This window comes from Burkholderia sp. PR2 (genome assembly GCF_052372875.1).
GTDB classification, from domain to species: Bacteria; Pseudomonadota; Gammaproteobacteria; order Burkholderiales; family Burkholderiaceae; genus Burkholderia; species Burkholderia diffusa.
Map to the genome: position 1 here is coordinate 117743 of NZ_JBQRWH010000004.1, position 26596 is coordinate 144338.

General features: G+C 69.3%; 20 protein-coding genes. 10 read left to right on the plus strand and 10 right to left on the minus strand.

The features are described from left to right. Positions 1–40 precede the first annotated feature (40 nt). Positions 41–472 (minus strand): Cd(II)/Pb(II)-responsive transcriptional regulator, encoded by a 432-nt coding sequence (gene cadR / locus ACT2FV_RS17665; protein WP_059602032.1) that lies wholly within the window; start codon positions 470–472, stop codon positions 41–43. Positions 473–553: 81 nt separating this feature from the next. On the opposite strand from cadR, the gene ACT2FV_RS17670 reads away from it, so the two are divergent. Next, positions 554–3139, plus strand: a complete 2586-nt coding sequence (locus ACT2FV_RS17670; RefSeq protein ID WP_444504534.1) for a heavy metal translocating P-type ATPase — start codon at positions 554–556, stop codon at positions 3137–3139. Positions 3140–3149: 10 nt separating this feature from the next. Beyond that, on the plus strand, positions 3150–3521 hold the full coding sequence (locus ACT2FV_RS17675; RefSeq protein WP_174920002.1) for a zinc ribbon domain-containing protein: 372 nt from the start codon (positions 3150–3152) through the stop codon (positions 3519–3521). A gap of 81 nt (positions 3522–3602) precedes the next feature. Here the strand turns inward: ACT2FV_RS17675 and ACT2FV_RS17680 are convergent, their stop codons facing one another. Continuing rightward, complete coding sequence (locus tag ACT2FV_RS17680) at positions 3603–4481, minus strand: AraC family transcriptional regulator (protein WP_444504535.1); 879 nt, start codon at positions 4479–4481, stop codon at positions 3603–3605. Positions 4482–4759: 278 nt separating this feature from the next. Here ACT2FV_RS17680 and ACT2FV_RS17685 point away from each other — a divergent pair, with 278 nt between their 5' ends. The 4 genes from ACT2FV_RS17685 (at position 4760) to eutC (ending at position 10169) form a co-directional block, all read left to right on the plus strand. Further along, a complete protein-coding gene (locus ACT2FV_RS17685) occupies positions 4760–6223 on the plus strand; it encodes a mechanosensitive ion channel (RefSeq protein WP_444504536.1) in 1464 nt (487 codons plus the stop codon). A gap of 241 nt (positions 6224–6464) precedes the next feature. Beyond that, positions 6465–7877: an ethanolamine permease gene (gene eat / locus ACT2FV_RS17690; protein WP_059602017.1), complete on the plus strand. Its 1413-nt coding sequence runs from the start codon at positions 6465–6467 to the stop codon at positions 7875–7877. Between the two features lie 106 nt (positions 7878–7983). After that, positions 7984–9381, plus strand: a complete 1398-nt coding sequence (locus tag ACT2FV_RS17695) for an ethanolamine ammonia-lyase subunit EutB (RefSeq protein WP_124627941.1) — start codon at positions 7984–7986, stop codon at positions 9379–9381. Next, positions 9378–10169, plus strand: coding sequence for an ethanolamine ammonia-lyase subunit EutC (gene eutC, locus ACT2FV_RS17700; protein ID WP_124902767.1), 792 nt, complete (start codon positions 9378–9380; stop codon positions 10167–10169). Before ACT2FV_RS17695 ends, eutC begins: the two co-directional genes overlap by 4 nt. Positions 10170–10182: 13 nt before the next feature. On the opposite strand, the gene ACT2FV_RS17705 is transcribed toward eutC, so the two are convergent. Continuing rightward, positions 10183–11067 carry a LysR family transcriptional regulator gene (locus ACT2FV_RS17705; protein WP_151052679.1) on the minus strand — a complete coding sequence of 295 codons (885 nt, stop codon included), beginning with the start codon at positions 11065–11067 and terminating at the stop codon, positions 10183–10185. Between the two features lie 151 nt (positions 11068–11218). On the opposite strand from ACT2FV_RS17705, the gene ACT2FV_RS17710 reads away from it, so the two are divergent. After that, the gene (locus tag ACT2FV_RS17710; protein WP_444504537.1) at positions 11219–12823 is read left to right on the plus strand and encodes an MFS transporter; all 1605 of its coding nucleotides are present in this window, start codon (positions 11219–11221) and stop codon (positions 12821–12823) included. Between the two features lie 272 nt (positions 12824–13095). Here ACT2FV_RS17710 and ACT2FV_RS17715 read toward each other — a convergent pair whose 3' ends face one another. After that, positions 13096–13521: a pyridoxamine 5'-phosphate oxidase family protein gene (locus ACT2FV_RS17715; RefSeq protein WP_059602244.1), complete on the minus strand. Its 426-nt coding sequence runs from the start codon at positions 13519–13521 to the stop codon at positions 13096–13098. Positions 13522–13838: 317 nt separating this feature from the next. Between ACT2FV_RS17715 and exaC the strand changes: the two genes are divergently transcribed. The 3 genes from exaC to ACT2FV_RS17730 all read left to right on the plus strand — a co-directional run bounded on the left by exaC (position 13839) and on the right by ACT2FV_RS17730 (position 17453). Next, positions 13839–15365 carry an acetaldehyde dehydrogenase ExaC gene (exaC, locus tag ACT2FV_RS17720; RefSeq protein ID WP_059602002.1) on the plus strand — a complete coding sequence of 509 codons (1527 nt, stop codon included), beginning with the start codon at positions 13839–13841 and terminating at the stop codon, positions 15363–15365. A 325-nt stretch (positions 15366–15690) separates the two neighbouring features. Next, the gene (locus ACT2FV_RS17725; RefSeq protein WP_444504538.1) at positions 15691–16233 is read left to right on the plus strand and encodes a hypothetical protein; all 543 of its coding nucleotides are present in this window, start codon (positions 15691–15693) and stop codon (positions 16231–16233) included. A gap of 185 nt (positions 16234–16418) precedes the next feature. Then, the gene (locus ACT2FV_RS17730; RefSeq protein ID WP_444504539.1) at positions 16419–17453 is read left to right on the plus strand and encodes a helix-turn-helix domain-containing protein; all 1035 of its coding nucleotides are present in this window, start codon (positions 16419–16421) and stop codon (positions 17451–17453) included. Between the two features lie 60 nt (positions 17454–17513). Here the strand turns inward: ACT2FV_RS17730 and ACT2FV_RS17735 are convergent, their stop codons facing one another. The 6 genes from ACT2FV_RS17735 to gcvH form a co-directional block, all read right to left on the minus strand. Continuing rightward, positions 17514–18608, minus strand: a complete 1095-nt coding sequence (locus ACT2FV_RS17735) for an ADP-heptose--LPS heptosyltransferase (RefSeq protein ID WP_444504540.1) — start codon at positions 18606–18608, stop codon at positions 17514–17516. Next, positions 18605–20308, minus strand: a complete 1704-nt coding sequence (locus ACT2FV_RS17740) for a thiamine pyrophosphate-binding protein (RefSeq protein ID WP_444504541.1) — start codon at positions 20306–20308, stop codon at positions 18605–18607. Before ACT2FV_RS17740 ends, ACT2FV_RS17735 begins: the two co-directional genes overlap by 4 nt. Before the next feature lie 138 nt (positions 20309–20446). Next, positions 20447–21835: an L-serine ammonia-lyase gene (locus ACT2FV_RS17745; protein WP_059601985.1), complete on the minus strand. Its 1389-nt coding sequence runs from the start codon at positions 21833–21835 to the stop codon at positions 20447–20449. 30 nt (positions 21836–21865) lie between these two features. Continuing rightward, the gene (locus ACT2FV_RS17750) at positions 21866–23002 is read right to left on the minus strand and encodes an alginate lyase family protein (protein ID WP_059601981.1); all 1137 of its coding nucleotides are present in this window, start codon (positions 23000–23002) and stop codon (positions 21866–21868) included. Positions 23003–23154: 152 nt separating this feature from the next. Then, positions 23155–26082, minus strand: coding sequence for an aminomethyl-transferring glycine dehydrogenase (gcvP, locus tag ACT2FV_RS17755; protein WP_444504542.1), 2928 nt, complete (start codon positions 26080–26082; stop codon positions 23155–23157). Positions 26083–26141: 59 nt separating this feature from the next. Then, positions 26142–26522, minus strand: a complete 381-nt coding sequence (gene gcvH / locus ACT2FV_RS17760) for a glycine cleavage system protein GcvH (protein ID WP_057926424.1) — start codon at positions 26520–26522, stop codon at positions 26142–26144. Between the last annotated feature and the right edge of the window lie 74 nt (positions 26523–26596).

Genomic DNA, 26596 nt, shown 5'->3' on the forward strand with positions numbered 1-26596 from the left:
ATAACTAGTATCGACTAGACTATCATATTCCACAAGCGTTTCAGCCGAGGTGTGAGCGCTTCGCGGCTGGCGCGACGGTTTCCATCGTCGTGAGACCGTGGACGATTCCGCAGTCCTCGACCGAATGTTCGCCGACGCACTGGCGGCGCAATTCGGTGAGCTGGTCGCGCAGATGCGTCAGTTCGGCGAGGCGCGCGTCGACGTGGCCGATGTGCTCGTCGAGCAGCGCGTTGACCGAATCGCACGGGTCGGCCGGCGTGTCGGTGAGCTGCAACAGCGCGCGGATTTCGTCGTGCGCCATGTCGAGCGCGCGGCAGTTGCGTATGAAGCGCAGCCGCTCGACGTGCACGTCGGTGTAGTTGCGGTAGTTCGCATCGGTGCGCTCGGCGTCCGGCATCAGCCCTTCCTTCTCGTAGAAGCGGATCGTTTCGGGCGTGCAGCGGGCCGCCTTGGCCAGTTCGCCGATCTTCATGGCTTTCTCCGTTGTAAGGGTTGACCTTGTAGTGGCTTCAGGGTGTTAACTCTACACCGTCAAGCCATAGAGGAGGTTGTCATGACCGACGCCCAGCGTACCCCCGACCCACGACACCGTCATGCAGGCGGCGCCGATGCGTGCTGCGCCGATGCGCGCGACACGCAGGCGGCGACCACTGCCGACGCGGCGCCGGCGGCCGGCGAGCACGCGCATGGCGACGCGGCGGCGCACCGCGCGCAGCCGCATGCATGCGGTCACGATCATGACCACGATCGCCCATCCGCGCACGGCACGGGGCACGATCACGACACCCATGCCGGCCACGCGCACGGCGACGGGCATGAGCATGGCGCGGCGTGCTCGCACGACCACGCGGCGCACGATCATGCCGGTCACGACCACGACCACGACCACGACCACGACCACGACCACGACCACGACCACGACCACGCGGCCCGCGCATGCTGCGCGCCGGCCGCGCTATCGCTCGCGCCGCTGCCGGTCGCGCGGGCGACCGCGTCGGGTCACGTCCGCTCGGCGTTCCGCATCATGCAGATGGACTGCCCGACCGAAGAAACCCTGATTCGCAAGAAGCTCGGCGGAATGGAGCAGGTGTCCGCGCTCGAATTCAACCTGATGCAGCGGATGCTGACCGTCGAACACGTGCCCGGTGCGCAACCGGCGATCGAAAGCGCGATCCGCACGCTCGGGATGACGCCGGAGGCCGCGTCGGCCGACGCACCGGCAGCATCCGTCGCGCCGCCGCCCGCGAAGCCGTGGTGGCCGCTTGCGTTGGCCGCCGTCGCCGCGATCGCATCCGAGGCGGTGAGCTGGGCCGGTCTGCCGACGTGGCTGTCGGCGGTGCTGGCGCTCGCGGCGGTGCTCGCATGCGGGCTGACCACGTACAAGAAGGGCTGGATCGCGATCCGCAACGGCAACCTGAACATCAACGCGCTGATGAGCATCGCGGTGACGGGCGCGATGGCGATCGGCCAGTGGCCGGAAGCCGCGATGGTGATGGTGCTGTTCACGATCGCCGAGCTGATCGAGGCGAAGTCGCTCGACCGCGCGCGCAACGCGATCCAGGGCCTGATGCAGCTCGCGCCGGACACCGCGACCGTGCAGGACGCCGACGGCACGTGGCGCACGATCGAGGCCGCGCAGGTCGCGCTCGGCGCGATCGTGCGCGTGAAGCCGGGCGAGCGGATCGGGCTGGACGGCGAGGTCATCGCGGGCCGCTCGACGGTGAACCAGGCGCCGATCACCGGCGAGAGCCTGCCGGTCGACAAGACGGCCGGCGACGCGGTGTACGCGGGCACGATCAACGAAGCGGGTTCGTTCGACTATCGCGTGACGGCGGTTGCCGCCAACTCGACGCTCGCGCGGATCATCCACGCGGTCGAGGAAGCGCAGGGCGCGAAGGCGCCGACGCAGCGCTTCGTCGACCAGTTCGCGCGCGTCTATACGCCGATCGTGTTCGCGGTCGCGCTGCTGGTCGCGGTGGCGCCGCCGCTCGTCATGGGCGGCGCGTGGCACGACTGGATCTACCGCGCGTTGGTGCTGCTCGTGATCGCGTGCCCGTGCGCGCTGGTGATCTCGACGCCGGTGACGATCGTGTCGGGGCTCGCAGCCGCGGCACGGCGCGGGATTCTCGTGAAGGGCGGCGTCTATCTGGAAGAAGGCCGCAAGCTCGCGTGGCTCGCGCTCGACAAGACCGGCACGATCACGCACGGCAAGCCCGTGCAGACCGATTTCGACCTGCATGCGACGGACGTCGACGCGGCGCGCGTGCGTCACCTCGGCGCGAGCCTCGCGGCGCGCTCCGATCACCCGGTGTCGCAGGCGATCGCCGTCGCGGCCCGCGACACGCAGACGGCAGCATTCGCCGATGTAGAGGACTTCGAAGCACTCGTCGGGCGCGGCGTGCGCGGCACGATCGACGGTACGCGCTACTGGCTCGGCAACCACCGGCTCGTCGAGGAGCTCGAACGCTGCTCGCCGGCGCTGGAGGCGAAGCTCGACGCGCTCGAGCGGCAGGGCAAGAGCGTCGTGATGCTGGTCGACGACACGCGCGTGCTCGGCATCTTCGCGGTGGCCGACACGATCAAGGACACCAGCCGCGCGGCGATCGCCGACCTGCACGCGCTCGGCATCCGAACCGCGATGCTGACCGGCGACAACCCGCACACCGCGGAGGCGATTGCGCGGCAGGCCGGCATCGACGATGCACGCGGCAACCAGTTGCCCGAGGACAAGCTCGCGGCGGTCGAGGAACTGTCGGCGGGCGGTGCGGGCGCGGTCGGGATGGTCGGCGACGGCATCAACGACGCACCGGCGCTCGCGCGTGCCGACATCGGCTTCGCGATGGGCGCGATGGGCACCGACACGGCGATCGAGACGGCCGACGTCGCGCTGATGGACGACGACCTGCGCAAGATCCCCGCGTTCGTGCGGCTGTCGCGCGCGACGCACCGCGTGCTGGTGCAGAACATCGGCTTCGCGCTCGGCGTGAAAATCGTGTTCCTCGGCCTCACGGTCGCGGGGCTCGGCACGATGTGGATGGCTGTGTTTGCCGATGCGGGCGCGAGCCTGATCGTCGTCGGCAACGGGCTGCGGCTGTTGTCGAAGACGAGCGTGTTCGACGGCGCGACGGCGAAGCGATGAGGAGCGGGCTGTGAGCTTTCTGAAACGGATCCTGCGCGGCCACGGAGGTGGTCACGGCGGAGGTGGCCACGGCAGCGGGCAGGGCGGCGGCCACGGTGGCGGCGGGCATCACGGCGGGCAGCAACGCGACGGTCACGGCGGCCACGATGCGCGCGGCCGCGACGGCTACGGCTGGGGCCGGCAGCCGTCGACCGACGCGCCGGGCGGCAACATGCCGCTGCGCCAGCTCGCGTGCGCGGGCTGCGGCGCCCTCAATGCGTCGGATGCGCGTTTCTGCGCGCAGTGCGGTGCCGCGCAACGCGGCAAGTCCTGCAGCCGCTGCCATTCTGCGCTGGCGGCCGACGCCCGGTTCTGTCCCGGGTGCGGGACACAGGCTGCGTAAGTTCGTCGGCCATCCGCGTCGGCGGCGTCTGAACGCCGGCCGGCGCGCTTCGTTTCAGGTGCAGGCACACCCGTCTTTCGATCAGCGCAGCGGCAGGTAGATCTCGGTGCGCAGGTCGGCCGGCGCCGCATTCATCGGCGTATTGAGGTACAGCTCGAACGGCGGCGCGTCGGCGGCTTCTCGGCCCGAGTGACGCAGCCAGTCGCCGTAGAGCCACTGGTAGGCCGTCTTCAGGTCCGCATACGGCCCCGTATGCAACAGCACCGCATATTCGCCGCCCGCCACTATCACGTGCTCCACCGGCGGCACGGGCTCGACGTCCGGCGCACCGTCGGCGGGCATGAAGCAGGCCTTCGCGCGCAACTGCGCTTCGGGCGTGGTGTCCGGATCGTCGTAAAAAATGCCGATCATCTTCGCGCCGGGGCCGATCAACCCGTGCTGCCCGACCCACGCGCCGATCCGCATGAACGCCTCGCTGACCTTCAAGTACGAACCGGTGTGCGCTATCGCATAGCCGTGCAGTTCAGGCAGCTGCCGGATTTCGACTTCATGCTTGAACATGTCTTCTTCTCCTCGCTGTAACGGATAGATGGGCCGGTGGCTGCCCGTGCGCCGGTGCTGCACCGGCGGCACGCCGTAAGCGTCGCGAAACACCCGCGTGAACGCGTGCGTCGAACCGTAGCCCGCGCGCCGTGCGATCTCGTCGATCGGCCGCGCCGTGCAGACAAGATCCTCGGACGCGCGCACGATCCGCATCCGCCGCACCGTCAGCACGACCGACTCGCCATACAGCGCGCGATAGACGCGCTGCCAGTGATACGGCGACAGGCACGCGACTTCGGCAAGCCGGTTCAGGTCGAGCGGGCCGTCGAGGTGCGCGCGAATGTATTCGTGGACGCGCGCCACGTTGGCCGCGTAACGGATCCAGGCGAGCTGGTCGGGTTTCGTTTCGACGGTCATCGGCGTGTCCGGGCGGGAACCGACGTCACGGTAGCACGGGCCGAATTGATAAATCTTGCGGAAATGCGTAGGAGGCCGACAAATCGGGCCCCTTTTTATTATGACGAAATGGGGTCTTGCCCCCCTGCGATCTACGACTAAAGTTAAAGACGGTGAAATCGTATGATCGCGTCATTTTTCTCGGGTAAGTTGCTCGGACGGCAACGCACGGTTTTCGAAGTACGCAGGTAGTTCGTCGATGTTCAATCGCAACGCCACGTTTTTCGGGAGAAGAAGAAATGGATGCTTCCAGCTTCATCACGTCGCTGCAGACCACGCTAGGCGGATACCTGCCCAAGATCGCCGGCGCGATCGGCATCCTGGTGATCGGCTGGCTGATCGCCGTGGCGGTGCGTGCCGGCGCGCTCCGGCTGCTCAACGCGCTGAAGGTCGATCAGCGGATCAGCGAAAGCACCGGCCAGGGCGCGTACGTCGAGCGGATCATCGCCGGCGGCCTGTTCTGGCTCGTGCTGCTCGTCACCGCGGTGGGCATCTTCAACGTGCTCAACCTGTACGCGGTGTCCAATCCGTTCTCGCTGCTCGTCACGCACATCGTCAACTACCTGCCGAACCTGATCGGCGGCGCGGCGCTGACGCTGATCGCGTGGCTGATCGCATCGCTGCTGCGCAGCCTCGCGAACCGCGCGCTGAAGGCGAGCAAGGTCGACGACAAGCTGTCCGAAAGCGCAGGCATGCAGCCGATGAGCGGCTATCTCGGCGACGTGCTGTTCTGGCTCGTGATCCTGATGTTCCTGCCCGCGATTCTCGGGTCGTTCGCGCTGTCCGGCCTGCTGTCGCCGGTGCAGGGGATGGTCGACAAGCTGCTCGCGATCGTGCCGAACCTGTTCGCTGCCGCGGTGATCGGCATCGTCGGCTGGATCGTCGCGCGCGTGTTGCGCGGTCTCGTGACGAACCTGCTCGTCGCCGCCGGCGCCGATCGCCTGACGCAAAGCATCGACAGCCCGACGCCGGTGCGCGTATCGAGCCTGGTCGGCACCATCGTCTACGTGTTCGTGTTCGTGCCGACGCTGATCTCCGCGCTCGACGCGCTGAAGATCGACGCGATCTCGATTCCGGCCACCAACATGCTGAACCAGTTCCTCGGCGCGGTGCCGGACATCGTCGCGGCGATCGTGATCGTGCTCGTCACGTTCTACTTCGCGCGCTTCGTCGCGTCGCTCGCGCAGAAGCTGCTGGAAGCCGCCGGCGTCGACGGGCTGCCGGCCGTGCTCGGCGTCGAGCGCGTGTTCTCGGGGATCCTGCAGCCGTCGGTGCTGGTCGCGCGGCTGATCGTGTTCTTCGCGATGCTGTTCGCGTCGGTCGAGGCCGCGAACCGGCTCGGCTTCACGCAGGTGCGCGACGTCGTCACGCTGTTCATCGAATTCGGCGGCCACGTACTGATGGGCGGCGTGATCCTCGTGATCGGCGTGTGGCTCGCGGGCCTCGCGCGCCGCGTGATCGAGCAGGCGGACCGCGAGCACAGCGTGCTGTTCGCGCGCATCGCGCAATTCGCGATCCTCGGCCTGGTATTCGCGATGGGGCTGCGTGCAATGGGCATCGCCAACGAGATCGTGCAGCTCGCGTTCGGCCTCGTGCTCGGCGCGATCGCGGTGGCGGTCGCGCTGTCGTTCGGCCTCGGCGGCCGCGAAGCGGCCGGCAAGCTGCTCGATCGCTGGTTCAACCAGCGCGGCGGCGGGCAGTAAGCCTGCCGCGTGCCCGTCCGGCCGCTTCGCGCGGCCGGCGGTGGTGCCCGCAGGGGGCGGTCGGGCGTGCGCGCCCGGCACATCGACGCGCGTCGCATGGCCGGCCGGGCCGGCATTTCCGTCAGCGAAATGTCAGCCGTCATCTTTGCCGAATTTCGATAACACGTCGTTTAATGACTCTCTAGCATCGATTCTCAGTCGCGCAGGCCGCCAGGCCCGGCGCATTTGAGGAGAGAATCCGATGAAAGCAGAGTCGAATGGCCGGCCCGCCGCCGGCGCCAAGTCGTCCGGCCAGCCCGCGCTGCAGCAGACGCTCGGGACCTGGCAACTGTGGGGCATCGCGGTCGGCCTCGTGATTTCAGGCGAATACTTCGGCTGGAGCTACGGCTGGGCGAGTGCGGGCACGCTGGGCTTCGTCGTCACCGCGTTGTTCGTCGCGGCGATGTACACCACCTTCATCTTCAGCTTCACCGAACTGACGACGTCGATCCCGCACGCGGGCGGCCCGTTCGCGTATGCGCGCCGCGCGTTCGGCCCGGCGGGCGGCTACCTCGCCGGCGCGGCGACGCTCGTCGAGTTCGTGTTCGCGCCGCCCGCGATCGCGCTCGCGATCGGCGCGTACCTGCACGTGCAATTCCCGGGCCTCGAACCTAAACATGCGGCGATGGGCGCGTATCTCGTGTTCATGGCGCTGAACATCGTCGGCGTGCAGATTGCCGCGACGTTCGAGCTGGTCGTCACGCTGTTCGCGATCTTCGAGCTGCTGGTGTTCATGGGCGTCGTGTCGCCGGGCTTCGCGTGGAGTAATTTCATGAAGGGCGGCTGGTCGGGCGCCGATCATTTCAGCGTCGGCGCATTCCACGGCATGTTCGCGGCGATCCCGTTCGCGATCTGGTTCTTCCTCGCGATCGAAGGCGTCGCGATGGCCGCCGAGGAGGCGAAGAACCCGAAGCGCTCGATCCCGATCGCATACGTGGCCGGCATCCTGACGCTCGTCGCGCTGGCCATCGGCGTGATGGTGTTCGCCGGCGGCGCGGGCGACTGGACCAAGCTCGCGAACATCAACGACCCGCTGCCGCAGGCGATGAAGTACATCGTCGGCGCGAACAGCGGCTGGATGCACATGCTCGTGTGGCTTGGGCTGTTCGGGCTGGTCGCGTCGTTCCACGGGATCATCCTCGGCTATTCGCGCCAGATCTTCGCGCTGGCCCGCGAAGGCTACCTGCCGGAGTGGCTCGGCAAGGTGCATCCGCGCTTCAAGACCCCGCATCGCGCGATCCTCGCGGGCGGCGTGGTCGGCATCGCCGCGATCTACAGCGACGAACTGATCCAGTTCGGCGGCCAGACGCTCACCGCGAACATCGTGACGATGTCGGTGTTCGGCGCGATCGTGATGTATATCGTAAGCATGGCGGCGCTGTTCAAGCTTCGCCGTTCGCAGCCGAACATGGCGCGGCCGTTCCGCGCGCCGCTGTACCCGTTCTTCCCGGCATTCGCGATCGTTGCGGCCCTGATTTGCCTCGCGACGATGGTGTATTTCAACGGGCTGGTGGCGATGGTGTTCGTCGCGTTCCTCGCGCTCGGCTACGCGTACTTCCTCGCGACCCGTTCGCAGCGTGCGAGCGCGCCGGCCGACGTGCTGCTGGAGGAATGAGGGTGGTGGACCCGAACGGCCGTTGGTGACGGCATCCGGCGCGCCCCGTCGAACGGGCGCGCCGTCGGCGTTATGCAAGGCAAGGACTGGCAAGGAGATTCGAACGATGTCCTACACGGAGACGATCGGCCCGCGCACGTACCGCTTCGCGGACCTGAAGACGCTGCTCGCGAAGGCGAGCCCGCTGCGTTCCGGCGACCAGCTCGCCGGCGTCGCGGCGGCGAGCGAGGAGGAGCGCGTCGCCGCGAAGATCGCGCTCGCGGGCGTGCCGCTGAAGGCGTTCCTGAATGAAGCGGTGATTCCGTATGAAGACGACGAGGTCACGCGCCTGATCGTCGACGATCACGACGCTGCCGCGTTCGCGGAAATCTCTCACCTCACCGTCGGCGACTTCCGCAACTGGCTGCTGTCGCCCGCGGCCGACGGCGCCGCGCTCGAACGGATCGCGCCGGGCCTCACGCCCGAGATGGTCGCGGCGGTGTCGAAGCTGATGCGCAACCAGGACCTGATCGCGGCCGCGCGCAAGCGCCGCGTCGTCACGCGCTTTCGCAACACGGTCGGGCTGCCCGGCCGGATGTCGGTGCGGCTGCAGCCGAATCATCCGACCGACGACGTGAAGGGCATCGCCGCGTCGATGCTCGACGGGCTGATGTACGGCTGCGGCGACGCGATGATCGGCATCAACCCGGCGACCGACAGCCTCGCGGCGATCGTGAAGCTGCTCGCGATGATCGACGGGTTCCGCGAGCGCTACGGCGTGCCGACGCAGTCGTGCGTGCTCACCCACGTGACCAATACGATCGCGGCGATCGAGAAGGGCGCGCCGGTCGACCTGGTGTTCCAGTCGATCGCGGGCACCGAGAAGGCGAACGCGAGCTTCGGGATCTCGCTCGCGCTGCTCGGCGAGGCGCACGAGGCCGCGTTGTCGCTGAAGCGCGGCACCGTCGGCAACAACCTGATGTATTTCGAGACGGGCCAGGGCAGCGCGCTGTCGGCGAACGCGCACTTCGGCGTCGACCAGCAGACCTGCGAGGTGCGTGCCTATGCGGTCGCGCGCAAGTTCGATCCGTTCCTCGTGAACACGGTGGTCGGCTTCATCGGGCCCGAATACCTGTACGACGGCAAGCAGATCATCCGCGCGGGGCTCGAGGATCACTTCTGCGGCAAGCTGCTCGGCGTGCCGATGGGCTGCGACATCTGCTACACGAATCACGCGGAAGCCGACCAGGACGACATGGACACGCTGCTGACGCTGCTGGGCGCGGCCGGCATCAACTTCATCATGGGGATTCCCGGCGCGGACGACGTGATGCTGAACTACCAGAGCACGTCGTTTCACGACCAGCTCTACGTGCGCGAGGTGCTCGGCCTGCGCCGCGCGCCCGAGTTCGAGGAATGGCTGGAGACGATGGAGATCGCCGACGCGCGCGGCGCGCTGCGCGCCGCGAACGCGCGCGTGCCGCTGCTCGCGGGCGCGAACGACTGGATGGGGATTTCGGCATGAGCGACGCCGTCGAAAAGAATCCGTGGGCGCAGCTGAAGGCGTTCACGAACGCGCGGATCGCGCTCGGCCGCGCGGGCAGCAGCCTGCCGACCGCGCCGCTGCTCGCGTTCAACCTGTCGCACGCGCAGGCGCGCGACGCCGTGCATCAGCCGCTCGACGCGGACGCGCTGCGCCGCCAGATCGACGCGGCCGGCTTCGCGACGCTCGGCGTGCAGAGCGCGGCGCCGGACCGCCAGCATTACCTGCGCCGGCCCGATCTCGGCCGCAAGCTGTCCGACGACGGACGCGCGCTGCTGGCCGGATACGGCGCGGCGCTCGACGATGCGCCGGACGTCGTGTTCGTGGTGGGCGACGGGCTGTCGGCCTTCGCGGCCGCGAAGCAGGCGCTGCCGTTGCTGCAGGCGGTGCGGCCGCGGCTCGACGCGGACGGCTGGCGGGTCGGCCCGGTGGTGGTCGCGACGCAGGCGCGCGTCGCGCTCGGCGACGAGATCGGCGAACTGCTGCGCGCGCAGGTCGTCGCGATGTTGATCGGCGAACGGCCGGGGCTCAGCTCGCCGGACAGCCTCGGCGTGTACCTCACGTGGGCGCCGAAGGTCGGCTGTCACGACGCGCTGCGCAACTGCATCTCGAACGTGCGGCCCGAAGGGCTGCCGCATGCCGCCGCCGCGCACAAGCTGCATTACCTGATGACGCATGCGCGCAGGCTCAAGCTGACGGGCGTCGGCCTGAAGGACGACAGCGATTCGTTGTTGCCGCAGGCGGAAGCGGAGCGGATCGGCGCGGCGTGACGGGGCCGACCGTCTATCGGAACAGCCGCTCGCACAGGAAGTCGACGAACACGCGCAGCTTCGGCGACAGTTGCCGGCTCGACGGCCACACGATCGAGAACTGCCCCGGCGCGATCCGGTAGTCGTCGAGCACGGTGACGAGCGCGCCCGTGTCCAGCGCGTCGCGCGCGAGGAAGTCGGGCATGTAGCCGATGCCGAGCCCCGCCATCACCGCGCCGCGCAGCGCTTCCATGTTGTTGCAGGTCATCGCGGTGCGCAGCTTCAGCGGCGTGCCGTCGTCGGCGGCAAGCGCCCAGTCCTGCAGCTTGCCGGTGGTCGGGAAACAGTAGCGCACGCAATCGTGGGTTTCGAGATCGTGCGGCGCCCGCGGCGTGCCGGCCAGCGCGAGATACGCGGGCGTCGCGCACAGCACGAACGCGAACGGGCCGAGCCGCCGCGACATCAGGCTCGAATCCGACAGCGGGCCGCTGCGGATCACTGCGTCGAAGCCGCCTTCGACGACATCGACCATCCGGTCGTTGAAATCCAGATCGAGCTCGACGTCCGGATAGCGCAGCCTGAATTCGGGCAGCACCGGCAGCAGGAACCGGTAGCCGATCACCGGCAGGCTCACGCGCAGCTTGCCGCGCGGGCGCTGCGCGGAGGCCGTCACGGTCGCCTCCGCATCACGAAAATCCTCGAGGATCCGCTGGCAGCGTTCGTAGAAATGGCGCCCTTCGTCGGTCAGCGTGACGCGCCGCGTCGTGCGGTTGAACAGGCGCACGCCGAGCGACTGCTCGAGCCGCGCGATCGTCTTGCCGACGGCGGAGGCCGAGATGCCGAGCGCGCGGCCGGCCGCGACGAAGCTGAGCGCTTCGGCGGTGCGGACGAAGGCGGCGATGCCGTTCAGGTTTTCCATCGACGTAGACGGGCGAGCGGGGCGCGAAGCGTTGAATTGAAGAATTTTAGTCCGTTATATGCGGAGCTTCGCATTGTTTTTCTAAGATTGAATCGAAATTATCCTTGATCGCGCTTGAGGCGCATCCGCGCCGGCTTTTCGAGGAGCGATGATGGATCACCCGTTTTCACCCGCTTCAGCCACGTCGGCGCGTCGGCGCGCGTGGGTGCTGGCCGCCGTCTGCATGGCCGCCGTCGCGCTGCCGCTGTCGTTTTCGGGCGGCGCGGTCGCGACACCCGCGATCGGCCGCGACCTGCACGGCGGCCCGGTCGCGATGAACTGGATCACCAACGCATTCATGCTCGCGTTCGGCAGTTTCCTGATGGCGGCGGGCGCGCTGGCCGACCAGTTCGGCCGCAAGCGCGTGTTCGCGATCGGCGTCGGCGGCTTCACGCTGCTGTCGGTGGCGCTCGCGTTCGCGCCGTCGATGCTCGCGGTCGACCTGTTGCGCGCCGCGCAGGGGCTCGCGGCGGCCGCGGCGCTCGCGGGCGGCACGGCCGCGCTCGCGCAGGAGTTCGACGGCGCGGCGCGTACGCGCGCGTTCAGCCTGCTCGGCACGACGTTCGGGATCGGGCTCGCGTTCGGGCCCGTGCTCGCCGGCGGCCTGATCGCGCACTACGGCTGGCGCGCGATCTTCGTCACGGGCGCGGCGGCAGGCGCGTTGTCGCTCGCGTTCGGGCTGCCGCGCATGCACGAGTCGCGCGATCCGCACGCGACGGGGCTCGACTGGCCCGGCACGGCCGCGTTCACCGCCGCGCTCACGCTGTTCACGTTCGGCGTGATCGAGGCGCCCGCGCGCGGCTGGGCGCATCCGCTCGTCGTCGCGCTGCTGGCGGCTGCGGCGCTCGGCGCATGTGCGTTCGTCGCGATCGAGACGCGCGTCGCGCGGCCGATGCTCGACCTGTCGCTGTTCCGGATTCCGCGCTTCGTCGGCGTGCAGGTGCTGCCGGTGTCGACCTGCTGCTGCTACATCGTCCTGCTCGTCGTGCTGCCGCTGCGCTTCATCGGCATCGACGGCTTCAGCGAAATCGACGCAGGCTGGCTGATGCTCGCGATTTCCGCGCCGATGCTCGTCGTGCCGCTCGTCGCGGCGACGCTCACGCGCTGGCTGTCGGCCGGCGTGATCTCGGGGCTCGGGCTCCTGCTCGCGGCGGCGGGCCTCGTGTGGCTGGGCGTCGCGCTGCACGGCGGCGCAGGGCCGACGGCGATCGCGCCGATGCTCGCGATCGGCGTCGGGGCCGGCATGCCGTGGGGGCTGATGGACGGGCTGTCGGTCAGCGTCGTGCCGAAGGAGCGCGCGGGGATGGCGACCGGGATCTTCAGCACGACGCGCGTGGCGGGCGAGGGGATCGCGCTCGCGATCGCCGGCGCGGTGCTGGCGACGCTCGCGCACACCGATCTGCGGCGGGCGACCGGCGCGTCCGACGCAGCGTTGCGCGCGGCCGCGCGGCTCGCCACCGGCGATCTCGCGGGCGCGGCGGCCGTATTGCCGGGCGTCGAGCGTACGGCGCTGCTCGCGAGCTATACGCATGCGTTCGATCGGCTGCTGATCGGGCTCGCGATCGTCACGGTGCTGTGTGCGGGGGTGGTGTTCGCATTTCTCGGTGCGCGGCCCGGGGTGACGGAAGCGCGCGGCGACGATGGTGAAACTGCGCATCCCGGCGCGCCGGCGCGCAGCCGAACCGAACCGGCTTGCACGGAGGCAAGCGGGCGGTGAGCGGGGCGTCTCAGGGGGCGCGCAGGTCGACGATCGCGGGCAGCGTGCCCGCGCATGTTGCGATCACGCGAATCCGTGTACCGACGATCGGCCCCGCGCGCGAATGAGCGTGGAGCGTTGCGTCGCCCGCAGGGCACGCGTCCTGTGGGAATGGCGCCGGCGTGCTCCGGCACCTACGACTGGCTCGATGCAGCACGCTTGCACAAGCGTGCGCAGCACCGCACCGGGCATTGCCTGCCCGCCTTGTGCCGACGACGAAAGGGTGCCGCGCATCACGCCAGCACGAGCGGCGGCAATCCCGCATCGGCCCGTGCCTGCGCGCTTTCCACATCGACGACCACATAGCGCAGCGCATCGGGCCACAGGTGCGCGCGACTTCCGGCATCTTCATCGATCGTCGCGCGACCTTGCACGAGCCACGTCGTCTGCCGGACGAAGTCGACGAACAGCAGCGCGATCGCCGGATTCACGAGCAGGTTGCCGATCGTGTTGAACAGGTTGTTGCCCGCGAAATCGGGCAGCACGAGCGTACGACGGTCGGGCAGGTCGACGAGCGGGGCGAACGAACCGTCCGCGCGCGGCTGCCGGCCGCGATACGAGCAGTCGCTGTCGCCCGCCGCGTTCGCGGTCGCGACGATCAGGAATGCCTGTTCATGGATGAACGCGACGGCATCGTCGCCGAGGGGGCCCGGGTTCATGGTTCGGTCGGCGCGTGGCCGGTGCGTGCGGATCCGCGTTCCGCACGCAAGCGACATGCCACGCTGCAAGCGCGGTGCACGGCGAAGCGTGCGCGGGTGCGCTGTGGAAAATCAGAACACCCGCCGTGCCGGCTGTGCCGTCGCGATGTTCAGAATCGGGACACTCGTTTTTCGTGCGCCGGCGCCGCCCGCGGCGGGCGGCCGGACACACCGCTCCCGTTCGGTTTTCGGCCGGTTTGGCACGCATGTTGCGTAAACCGTGTAGCGCGATCCAACCGGCGCTGCATTCACACAAGCACGATGAACAGGAGACATGTATGAACCCGTTTGACCTGAAACAACTGGGCCTCGACGTCGAATATCCGTATCGTCAGCAGTACGACAACTACATCGGTGGCAAGTGGGTTCCGCCGGTGAAGGGCGAGTATTTCGAGAACGTGTCGCCGATCAACGGCAAGCCGTTCTGCCGCGTGCCGCGCTCGGGCGCCGACGACATCGAGGTCGCGCTCGATGCCGCGCACGCCGCGCGCCGCAAGTGGGGCAAGACGTCGGTCGCCGAGCGGGCGAACCTCCTGCTCGCCGCCGCCGACCGGATGGAAAAGAACCTGAAGCTGCTCGCGGTGGCCGAGACGATCGACAACGGCAAGCCGCTGCGTGAAACGATGGCGGCCGACCTGCCGCTCGCGATCGACCACTTCCGCTATTTCGCGGGCTGCATCCGCGCGCAGGAAGGCGGCATTTCCGAAATCGACGACAACACCGTCGCGTACCACTTCCACGAGCCGCTCGGCGTCGTCGGCCAGATCATCCCGTGGAACTTCCCGCTGCTGATGGCCGCATGGAAGCTCGCGCCGGCGCTCGCGGCCGGTTGCTGCGTCGTGATGAAGCCGGCCGAACAGACGCCCGCGTCGGTGCTGGTGCTGATGGAACTGATCGGCGACCTGTTCCCGGCCGGCACGATCAACATCGTCAACGGCTTCGGCAAGGAAGCGGGCGAGGCGCTCGCGACCAGCAAGCGGATCGCGAAGATCGCGTTCACGGGCTCGACGCCGGTCGGCAAGCACATCCTGCGCACCGCGGCCGAGAACCTGATCCCGTCGACGGTCGAGCTGGGCGGCAAGAGCCCGAACATCTTCTTCGCCGACGTGCTCGACCAGGACGATGCGTTCCTCGACAAGGCGCTCGAAGGGCTCGCGATGTTCGCGCTGAACCAGGGCGAGGTGTGCACGTGCCCGTCGCGGATCCTGATCCAGGAATCGATCTACGAACGCTTCATCGAGAAGGCCGTCGCGCGCGTCGAGCGCATCAAGGCCGGCCATCCGCTCGACATGCAGACGATGATCGGCGCGCAGGCGTCGCAGCAGCAGCTCGACAAGATCCTGTCGTACATCGACATCGGCCGCGACGAAGGCGCGCAATGCCTGACGGGCGGCGAGCGCACGGCACCGGCCGCCGACCTCGGCACGGGCTACTACGTGAAGCCGACGATGCTGCTCGGCAACAACAAGATGCGCGTGTTCCAGGAAGAGATCTTCGGGCCGGTCGCGTCGGTGATGACGTTCAAGGACGAGCAGGAAGCGATCGAACTCGCGAACGACACGTTCTACGGGCTCGGCGCCGGCGTGTGGACGCGCAACGGCACGCGCGCGTACCGGATGGGCCGCGAGATCGAGGCTGGCCGCGTGTGGACCAACTGCTACCACCTGTACCCCGCGCATGCGGCGTTCGGCGGCTACAAGCAGTCGGGCATCGGTCGCGAGACGCACAAGATGGCGCTGTCGAACTACCAGCAGACGAAGTGCCTGCTGGTCAGCTACCAGGCCGAGGCGCTCGGGTTCTTCTGATCGCCGCAGCAGGGGCGAAGTGCCGGGCCGGCCGGGCGGCAGCGCGACGCTGCCCGGTACGGCAACCGGTGCCGGACGGCGGCGTGTCCGGAACCGGATTGCCGGGCAGCGTTCGACGGTCGGGCGATGGCTGCCCGGCCGTCGGGCGGTGCGCGCGGCGCGGCAGCGCGCTTGCGGCCGATCGTCCGGCACTTCGTCTTTTTCGCCTTTCGACATTCGATACGCGGCGTCGGCTGCGCGTCGCCGGCGGCCCGCCTCGGCAACCGCATCGGCTGTCGCGCGGTCGCGCCCGCATTGCGCACCATTGGCCCCGACGGAAACCAGCATGGCAGATCCGCCTCGATCCTGGCCGCGTCACCCCGTGTTTCACGCGGGCGAGCTCGACGCGCAGCACCGGTTCGGCGTCGCCGACGAAGCCGAGCGCATGAGCGACGTCATCACGACGCGGCTGAGCATCGGCGTGCGCCAGTTCGTCGAATCGCAGCCGTTCATGTTCGTCGGCACGACGCGCGGCGACCCGGCGCGCGTGACCTGCGACATCGTGCAGGGCATGCGCGACGCGAACGGCGACCTGTGGCCGGTCGTGCGCGTGATCGACACGAAGACGCTGCGCTTCGCGCTGCCGACGCACGGCGACGGCGACCGGATCGATGCGCTCGCGTGCGACGGTGGCGGCATCGGGCTGTTGTTCATCGATTTCGTGCGCGGCATCCGTTATCGGATCAACGGCCGCGCGACGTTGCGTGCCGATCTGCCGGCAGCGGATGCCGCACCCTGGTCGGCCGGCAGCCCGATCATCGAGCTGGCGGTCGCGCAGGCGTACGGCAATTGCGGCACGCGGGTCGTGCGGTTGCGGCCGGGCGCGTAGCGCGTCGCCGGGCTGCCCGCGGCGCGCAAGCCGCACCCGCACGGTGCGTGGCATGCCGCCTCCGGGTGCGCCCTCATGGCGCGCGGCGGCCGCACGGCGTGCAATGACGGGCTTGTCGCCGGGCCGCGCGGTTCGGCACGGGACTTGCGTGTTGGACGCGGTTCCGGGCAGGTGAGGAGAACACGATGGGTCAACGATTGGAGTGCATGGCCGAGCCGACGGCCGAGGACACGCGGTGCAGCGCGCAGGGTGACGACGCGCTCGCCGGCCAGGCCGTGGTCAGCGTTGCGCATGACGCGGACGAGCAGGCGCGCAACCTGATCGGCTGGCGGCAGACTTACGACCAGCTCGCGGCCGGCCGCTTCGTCGGCACGCTGACCGAGCTGCCGCTCGACACGATGAAGCTGTTTCGCGAATCGACCAGCCACCTGCTGCGCCAGGCATGCGAGGTGCGCGGCGACGCGTACTGGTTCGGCATCCCGCTGGTCAGCGACGGCACCGCGCGCGTCGATGCGTGCCGCATCGGGCCCGGTGCGCTCGCGTTCCGGCCCGGCAACGTCGAATTCGAATTGCTGACGCCCGCGCAGTTCTCGATCTACGGCGTGGTCGTGCGCGGCGACGTGCTGCGCCGCTACGCGGAGGAAGTCGAACACCGCGCGCTCGACGAGCGGCTGTTCACGCAGCACGTGATCCAGATCGGCGATACGCGGCTCGCGCGCCTGTGCGCGCTGCTCGGCCGCCGGCTTGACGGCGCGGCGGCCGTGGGCGGGCCGCTGCCCGACGCGCAGCGCGACGACCTGCAGGCCGAAGTGCTGGCCGCGCTGTTCGATGCGTGCGCGCAACCGGCGGACGATGGCGCCGGCGGCGCGCCATCGACACGGCGCTGGATCGTCGAGCAGGCGCGCGAGTACGTGCTCGCGCACCGCACGCGCCCGGTCGGCGTGCCCGAGCTGTGCGAGCAACTGCACGTGAGCCGGCGCACGCTCCAGTACTGCTTCCAGGACGTGCTCGGCATGGCGCCCGCGACCTACTTGCGGACGCTGCGGCTGAACGGCGCGCGGCGTGATCTGTGCGGGCGGGCGGCCGGCTCGGTGCAGGACGTCGCGGAGGCGTGGGGCTTCTGGCACCTGAGCCAGTTCGCGACCGACTACCGGCGGCTGTTCGGCAAACGGCCGTCGGAGACGCTGCGCGAGCGGGCAGTGACGGTGACGGCCGGATGAGCCGCGCGGCGGTGCGTGGCTGCCGCTGCACGCCCGATCTTTCGGGCGATTTTCGTTTTTCTATCCGGACATAGTCGCCGCGTCGCGCGGTGCAGGCCACGGCACGGCATCCCAGTCGATCGCCCGGTAAGCGGCTTCGACCGCCGCGAGATCGCCCGGTCGCTCGCTGCGATGCAGCCCGTGCAATTCGTCCGGCACGTCGAGCGCGACCGGCACGCAGTGCGGATAGTCGCGCACCCGCAGCACCGGCCCGATCGTCGTGAAACAGGCGAGCGTCGGCACGTCGAAGCCGTCGGCGAGATGCAGCGCGGACGTATCGGGCGCGAACAGCATGCTCGCACCCTCGACCCAGGCAATGAAGTGCGCGGTATCGGCCGCGTCGCGGCTCACGTCGACGTAGGCGGGATGCGCGACAGGGCCGAAGCCGACCACCGGCAGCCCGTAACGCTGCGCGAGTCGCTCGACGAACGTCGCGTGCAGCGCCGGCGGCACGCTGCGCACCGCGGTGCTCGCGGTCGGGCAGAACAGCACGTATGGCCGCCGCCATTCGGCCGGCAGCGCGGGCAGCCGCAGCCGCGCGAGCCAGCGGTTGCGCTTCGCGGCGGCCGGCACCGTGGCCGGATCCGCGCCGAGCGCGTCCAGGAAGAAGTCGATCATCGGCTGCCGCGCGAACGCGGGCCAGTACAGGTGATTGCCGAGATCGACGCACGGCGCGTGCGCGGGCAGTGCATCGGCGGCGCACGGCAGCGCATGCGACGGCGCGACGACGTCAGCCGCGAGCGCATACAGCGCGTCGACGTAGCGCGGCGCGCGGGCCGGCCGGAACAGCGTGAAGCGCAGGCCGGGATGCATCGCGCGCAGCGCGGCGAGCGCGGTCAGCCCGATCACCGAGTCGCCGAGCGTGACGCCCATTCCATTGATCACGTACACGTCCGTCATGCGGTCGTAGTCGAGCCGGAACGGCTGGTGGGCGGCGTGCAGCAGGCCGAGCGCCGGCGCGGCCGGCACATGGCCCTCCGTGGGGCCGCCGCCGTGCTCGAGGTCGTACGGCGCGACGAGCGTGCCGTCCGGCGCGAGCAGCGTGCCGGGGTGGGTGAGCGCGTCGTCGCGCGACAGCGCGAGGCCGGCCGGTGTGGTGCGCAGTTCCACGGTCATGCGCCGCGCGCGCGGCGGCCCTGTTCGCGGATCTGCTCGAGCGTCGCGGCCGGCGTGCTGGCGTCCTGCGGGATGCGGATCTCGATCAGCGCCGGCAGCCCGCAGGTCAGTGCGCGCTCCAGTGCCGGCGCGAAGTCGGCGGTGCGCCCGACCGTCTCGCCATGCGCGCCGAACGCGCGCGCATACGCGGCGAAATCGGGATTCGTGAGCCCGGTGCCATGCACGCGCCCAGGATAGTTGCGCTCCTGATGCATGCGGATCGTGCCGAAATGCCCGTTGTTGACGACGATTGCGATGATGTTCAGTCCATACTGCATCGCGGTCGCGAGTTCGTTGCCGGCCATCATGAAGCAGCCGTCGCCGGCGAGCGCGACGACGGTTCGCGACGGATACAGCGACTTCGCGGCGAGCGCGGCGGGCAGCCCGTAGCCCATCGCGCCGCTGGTCGGCGCGAGCTGCGAGCGGAAGTGCCGGTACGCGAAGTGGCGATGCAGCCAGATCGCGTAATTGCCGGCGCCGTTGGTCAGGATCGCGTCGTGCGGCAGGCGTTCGCGCAGCTGCACCATCACGTCGCCGAGCTGGACGTCGCCGGGCATCGGCAGCGGGGCATGCCATTCGCGGTATACGCGGTGCGAGTCGGCGGCCGTGCCGGCCCACGCGGGCTGCGCCGGCGGTTCGAGCGCGGCGAGCGGCGCCGCGATCTCAGGCATGCCCGACACGATCGGCAGGTCGGCCGCATACACGCGGCCGAGCTCGTCCGCGCCCTGGTGCACGTGGATCAGCGTCTGGCGCGTCTTCGGGATGTCGAGCAGCGTGTAGCCGCCGGTCGTTGCTTCGCCGAGGCGCGGCCCGATCACGAGCAGCAGGTCGGCGTCGCGGATGCGCTTCGCGAGCGCCGGGTTGATCCCGAGCCCGACGTCGCCCGCGTAGTTCGGGTGCGCGTTGTCGATCGTGTCCTGGTAGCGGAACGCACACGCGACCGGCAACTGCCACCGCTCGACGAAGGTGCGCAGGTTCGCGCATGCGTCGGGCGTCCACCCGCTGCCGCCGACAATCGCGAATGGCCGTTCGGCGCGCGCAAGCCGTTCGCGCAGCTCGTCGACCTGCGCGGCCGACGGCGCGGCGGCGACGCGCTTCGCGGCCGGCACGACGGGCTGCGGCGCGCAGGCTTCGGACAGCACGTCCTCGGGCAGCGCGAGCACGACCGGGCCCGGACGGCCCGACATGGCGACGTGGAACGCATGGCTCAGGTATTCGGGAATGCGGCGCGGGTCGTCGATCTGGGCGACCCACTTCGCCATCTGGCCGAACATCCGGCGGTAGTCGATTTCCTGGAAGGCTTCGCGGTCGAGGTGCTCGCGCGCGCACTGGCCGACGAACAGGATCATCGGCGTCGAATCCTGGAACGCGGTATGCACGCCGATCGACGCGTGGGTCGCGCCGGGCCCGCGCGTGACGAACGCGATGCCGGGATGGCCGGTCAGCTTGCCGACCGCCTCCGCCATGTTCGCGGCGGCCGCCTCGTGGCGGCAGACGACCGTCTGGATGCGCGCGGTGTCGTCCGCCAGCGCATCTAGTACGGCGAGGAAGCTCTCGCCCGGCACGCAGAACACGCGTTCGACGTGATTGGCGAGCAACGCATCGACGAGCAGTCGCGCGCCGGTGGTGGCGCGCGGCTCGAGATCCTTGGAATGCGACATGGGCTGCCGTCTCCCTGGGTAGCGGGAGGTACAGCTTACGCCTGTCGGCGGGGCGCCGGTACACCGGCCGGTGAAAAGTGTCGGAACGAGCGGGGCGGCGGCGCGCCTCGGCGCGTGCGCCCGCCCGCCGTCATCGCATCAGCATTCGACGATATTCACCGCCAGCCCGCCGCGCGACGTTTCCTTGTACTTCGTCTTCATGTCGGCGCCGGTCTCGCGCATCGTCTTGATCACCGAGTCGAGCGACACATAGTGCGAGCCGTCGCCGCGCAGCGCCATGCGCGCCGCGTTGACGGCCTTCACCGATGCCATCGCGTTGCGCTCGATGCACGGGATCTGCACCATCCCGCCGACCGGGTCGCAGGTGAGGCCGAGGTTGTGCTCCATCCCGATCTCGGCCGCGTTCTCGACCTGGCGCGGCGAGCCGCCGAGCACGGCCGCGAGCGCGCCGGCCGCCATCGAGCAGGCGACGCCCACTTCGCCCTGGCAACCGACTTCCGCACCCGAAATCGACGCGTTGAGTTTGTACAGAATGCCGATCGCGGCGGCGGTCAGCAGGAAGTCGATCACGCCCTGTTCGTTCGCACCCGGCGTGAAGCGCGTGTAGTAGTGCAGCACGGCCGGGATGATGCCGGCCGCGCCGTTGGTCGGCGCGGTGACGACGCGGCCGCCGGCTGCGTTTTCCTCGTTGACCGCGATCGCATACAGGTTGATCCAGTCGATCATCGACAGCGGATCCTGCAGCGCGCGCTCCGGGCTGCCCGTCAGCGTGCGGTACAGCTGCGGCGCGCGGCGCTTGACCTGGAACGGGCCGGGCAGGTTGCCGTCGGCGTCGGGGTTGCCGATCCCGCAGCCGCGCGACACGCACGACTGCATCACGGCCCAGATCTTCAGCAGCCCGTCGCGCGTCTCTTCCTCGGTGTGCCACGCGCGCTCGTTTTCCCACATCAGCTGCGCGATCGACTTGCCGGTCGACTCGGTCAGCGCGAGCAGCTCGGCGCCGGTGCGGAACGGATGCGTCATCTGCTCGGCCGCGCTCAGCACCTTCGTGTTCGGCGCGCCGGCCGTCACGACGAAGCCGCCGCCGACCGACAGGTACGTGCGCTCGACCAGCACCGCGCCGTTCGCGTCGGACGCGCGCAGCTTCATGCCGTTCGGGTGCTCGGGCAGCGCCTGGCGGTAGAACGCGATGTTCTCCTTCAGCACGAACGGCACCGGATGCGTGCCGAGCAGCGCGAGCTTCTTCGACGTGCGGACGTCCTCCAGACGCGCGTCGATCGTGTCGGGATCGACGGTATCGGGCGCGTCGCCGAGCAGCCCGAGCATCACGCCGCGATCGGTGCCGTGGCCCTTGCCGGTGGCGCCGAGCGAGCCGTACAGCTCGACCTTCACGTGGGCCGTCGCGTCGAGCAGCCCGTCGCGCTCGAGGCCCTGGACGAACATCAGCGCCGCGCGCATCGGTCCGACCGTATGCGAACTGGACGGGCCGATGCCGATCTTGAAGAGGTCAAACACGCTGACTGCCATTTCGATTCCTGCCTTGCTTTGAGAATAGTGCTAACGCGCCTGCAATGGCAGGCACGCGGCGAGCCATGCGGGCGGCATGGGGGAGAGCTGCCGCGCGACGCGGGCATAACGCCCGTCGAGCCGCGCGGCCAGATGAAAGAGTTCAGTGGCGTTTTTCGGGTCCCACTGCCCCGTGTAGCCCGGCAAGCCGGCTTCGCGGCGCTTCGCGTCGAACGGCACCGGCGAATTCACGAATTCCTCGTGCGTCTTCTCGCCGAGCGCGTACGGCACGAGCCAGTCGAGCGCGGCCGCGAGCGTCGCGCCGTTCGCGCCGCGCTCGCGCAGCCAGTTGCGGTTGAAGCGGCGCGCGGCGAGCGCGGCCGTCACCAGCGGCTGGAGGTCGTACACCGCGTAGTGCAGCGCGTCGCGTTCCTCGAAATCCCAGGTCTTGCCGTCCGGGCCGATGTTGTCGGCGAGATGCTCGACGAACAGCCGCTGCGCGGCGTTCATCATCTTGCGGTCGCCGAGCGTGAACGCGGACAGCGCAATCAGCTTGATCCGGTGGCTTTGCCAGTTGTTGCGCCAGGTGCCGGTGAGCGGGCGCTTCTGCGCGTCGATCTGCGCGACGTAACCGGCGCCGAGCTTCGCGATGAACGCCGCCGTCGCGTTGCGGGTCTTCACCGGCAGCGCGCTCGCCGTCATGTCGTACGCGACGATCAGGCTGTCGAAGCGCGTCTCGTCGATCGGGTTGAAGCTCGGCTGGTAGGTCGCGACCCACGCGGACAGGAAGCGGTCGACGAGCTGCAGGTAACGCGGCGCATTGGTCACGCGCCACGCGAGCGCGGCGTCGCGCATCAGCTCCATGTCCTTCAGCGCGTCGGCGCTCTGGTCGTAGATGCCTTCGTGCGGCAGCGTGCCTTCGGTGTGCACGCGCGCCAACGCCTTCGGCTGCTCGCCGATACGCGCGTCGACGCTGCGGATCAGCGCCTGCACGCCCGGCTCGGCCTGCGTCGTCTCGCTCGCCTGCAACGCGGGCGCCGCGCAGAAATTCATCGCCGCGCCTGCGCTGCCCGGCGTGCCAAGGCCGGCGACGGCAAACGACAGCGACGCGACGAGCAGCGGCACGAAGCGGCGCGTGCGCGGCCGCTCGTGCGCTGCACCATGGCCCGGAAACATCGGACGCACCATGCGGAACTCCTTGATTGGCTGGATCGCGTGTGATGTTAGCCGGATTGGGGGGCAAGCGTGAATCGATCGGGCTGGCGGCGAACGCAAAAACCGCACGCAACCGGAGGTTGCGTGCGGTGTGGTCACGGCCGGACTCCGGTGCGCGACGGGCGTTATGCGTATTCCGACATCGGCACGCACGAGCAGAACAGGTTGCGGTCGCCGTAGGCGTTGTCCGCACGGCCGACCGGCGGCCAGTACTTGTTCGTGCCGAGCGATGCGACCGGGTACGCGGCCTGCTCGCGCGAGTACGCGTGCGGCCATTCGTTCGCGGTGACGACTGCTGCCGTGTGCGGCGCGTGACGCAGCGGGTTGTCCTCGCGATCGGCGCGGCCTTCCTCGACCGCACGGATTTCATCGCGGATCGCGATCATCGCGGCGATGAAACGGTCGAGTTCTTCCTGCGATTCCGATTCCGTCGGCTCGACCATCAGCGTGCCCGGCACCGGGAAGCTCATCGTCGGTGCGTGGAAGCCGTAGTCCATCAGGCGCTTCGCGACGTCGTCGACGCTGATGCCGCTGGTTTCCTTGAGCGGACGCAGGTCGAGAATGCACTCGTGCGCGACCAGCCCGCCCGGGCCCGAATACAGCACCGGGTAGTGCGGCGCGAGGCGCTTCGCGATGTAGTTCGCGTTGAGGATCGCGGTTTCGGTGGCGGCGGTCAGATTCTTCGCGCCCATCATCGCGATGTACATCCACGAGATCGGCAGGATCGACGCCGAGCCGTACGGTGCGGCCGACACCGCGCCGATGCCGTCTTCCGCGCGCGCGTAGCCGGTCGAACGCTGGTTCGGCAGGAACTTCGCGAGGTGCGCGCCGACCGCGACCGGGCCGACGCCCGGGCCGCCGCCGCCGTGCGGGATACAGAAGGTCTTGTGCAGGTTCAGGTGCGACACGTCGCCGCCGAACTGGCCCGGCGCGGTCAGGCCGACCATCGCGTTCATGTTCGCGCCGTCGACGTACACCTGGCCGCCGTGCGCGTGCACGATCTCGCAGATCTCGCGCACGTTCTGCTCGAACACGCCGTGGGTCGACGGATACGTGATCATGATCGCCGCGAGGTCGTTCGCGTGCTGCTCGGCCTTCGCCTTCAGGTCGGCGATGTCGACGTTGCCCTGCGCGTCGCAGGCGACGACCACCACCTTCATGCCGGCCATGTGCGCGGACGCCGGGTTCGTGCCGTGCGCGGATGCCGGGATCAGGCACACGTCGCGATGCGCTTCGCCGCGCGAAGCGTGGTACGCGTGGATGATCAGCAGGCCCGCGTACTCGCCCTGCGAGCCGGCATTCGGCTGCAGCGACACGGCCGCGTAGCCGGTGGCCGCGACCAGCATCTGCTCGAGCTGGTCGATCATCTCGCGGTAGCCGACGGTCTGCTCGGCCGGCGCGAACGGGTGGATCCGGCCGAATTCGGGCCACGTGACCGGCAGCATTTCCGACGTCGCGTTCAGCTTCATCGTGCACGAGCCGAGCGGGATCATCGAGCGGTCGAGCGCGAGATCCTTGTCCGACAGGCTGCGCAGGTAGCGCAGCATTTCGGTTTCGGAATGGTGGCGGTTGAACACGTGGTGCGTCAGGTACGCACTCGTGCGCTCGAGGCCGGCCGGCAGCGCGGCGACGCCGGCGAGGCCCGCGTCCAGCGCGTCGACGGTCGGCGCGGTGCCGCCCGCGGCCTGCGCGAACACGGTGAGGAGATCGGCGAGGTCGTCGCGGGTCGTCGTTTCGTCGACCGACACGCCGACTTGCGTGTCGCTCACGCGGCGCAGGTTGATGCGCTTGGCCTTCGCGAATTCGTGAACCTGCGCGGTGCGCGCGCCGGTGTCGATCGTCAGCGTGTCGAAGAACGTGTCGTTGACGGTCGCGAAGCCGAGCAGCTTCACGCCTGCGGCGACGAGCGCCGCGATGCGGTTCACGCGCAGCGCGATCGTCTTCAGCCCGTGCGGGCCGTGGTAGACCGCGTACATGCTCGCCATGATCGCGAGCAGCGCCTGCGCGGTACACACGTTCGACGTCGCCTTCTCGCGGCGGATGTGCTGTTCGCGGGTCTGCAGCGCGAGACGCAGCGCGGGCTTGCCCTGCGCGTCGACGGTCACGCCGACGAGGCGGCCCGGCATCTGGCGCTTGAATTCGTCACGCACGGCCATGTAGGCGGCGTGCGGGCCGCCGAAGCCCATCGGCACGCCGAAGCGCTGCGTGTTGCCGACCGCGACGTCCGCGCCCCATTCACCCGGCGGCGTCAGCACGGTCAGTGCGAGCAGGTCGGCCGCGACGACGACATGGCCGCCCGCCGCGTGGATCGCTTCGGTGAGCGCGCGGTAGTCACGCACGTCGCCGTTGACGCCCGGGTACTGGAGCAGCACGCCGAACGCGTTGGCCTGCGCGGCGTCGGCCGCCGGGCCCGTCTTGACCTCGATGCCGATCGGCAGCGCGCGCGTGCGGATCACCTCGAGCGTCTGCGGCAGCACGTCGTCGGCGACGTAGAACACGTTCGACGCCGGCTTGCCGGTGCGCTGCAGCAGCGTCATCGCTTCGGCCGCGGCCGTTGCTTCGTCGAGCAGCGACGCGTTCGAGATCGCGAGGCCCGTGAGGTCGGCGACCATCTGCTGGAAGTTCAGGAGCGCCTCGAGGCGACCCTGGGAAATTTCGGGCTGGTACGGCGTGTAGGCCGTGTACCACGCCGGGTTTTCGAGCACGTTGCGCAGGATCACGGCCGGCGTGTGCGAGTCGTAATAGCCCTGGCCGATATACGAGCGGAACACCTGGTTCTTGTCCGCGAGGGCGCGCAGCGCGGCGAGGGCTTCGGCCTCGCTCTTCGGTTGCGCGAACGGGCCGAGCGGCAGCGTTTCGGCGCGGCGGATCGAGGCCGGGATCACGGCGTCGATCAGGGCGGCGCGCGACGCGAAGCCGAGCGTGTCGAGCATGGCCTGCTGGCTGGCGGCATCGGGGCCGATGTGGCGTTCGGCGAACGCGTCGTGCGTTTCGAGCGCGGCGAGCGAGAGGGGCGTGCGGTTCATCAGGCGGTCCGGGTGTTCGAGCTTCATGGCGTGACTCTGGTCCCGCGCGGCCCGGCTGGCCGGCCGCGCGGTTCGGGTAGGGAAAATTAGTCGATCAGCTTGCTGTAGGCGTCAGCGTCGATCAGCTTGTCGGTCGAGGCGCCGGCCGCGAGCTTGATCTTGAAGAGCCACGTGCCGTATGCGTCGCTGTTCACTTCTTCCGGCGAGTCGGCGGCTTCTTCGTTGATGGCGACGACTTCGCCGGACACCGGCGAGTAGATGTCGGATGCCGCCTTCACCGATTCGACGACGCCGACGGCGTCGCCCGCGTTCACCGACTTGCCGACTTGCGGCAGTTCGAGGAAGACGATGTCGCCGAGCGTGCTCTGCGCGTGATCGGTGATGCCGACCGTCAGCGTGCCGTCGGCTTCGGTGCGGATCCACTCGTGTTCGTCGGTGTACTTCAGATCGGCCGGGACGTTGCTCATCGGATGCTCCTGGATAAAAGGGTGTGTTCGTTATGCTGGCGCGCCGCCGGGGCGCGCCGGGTGTGGTTGCGCCG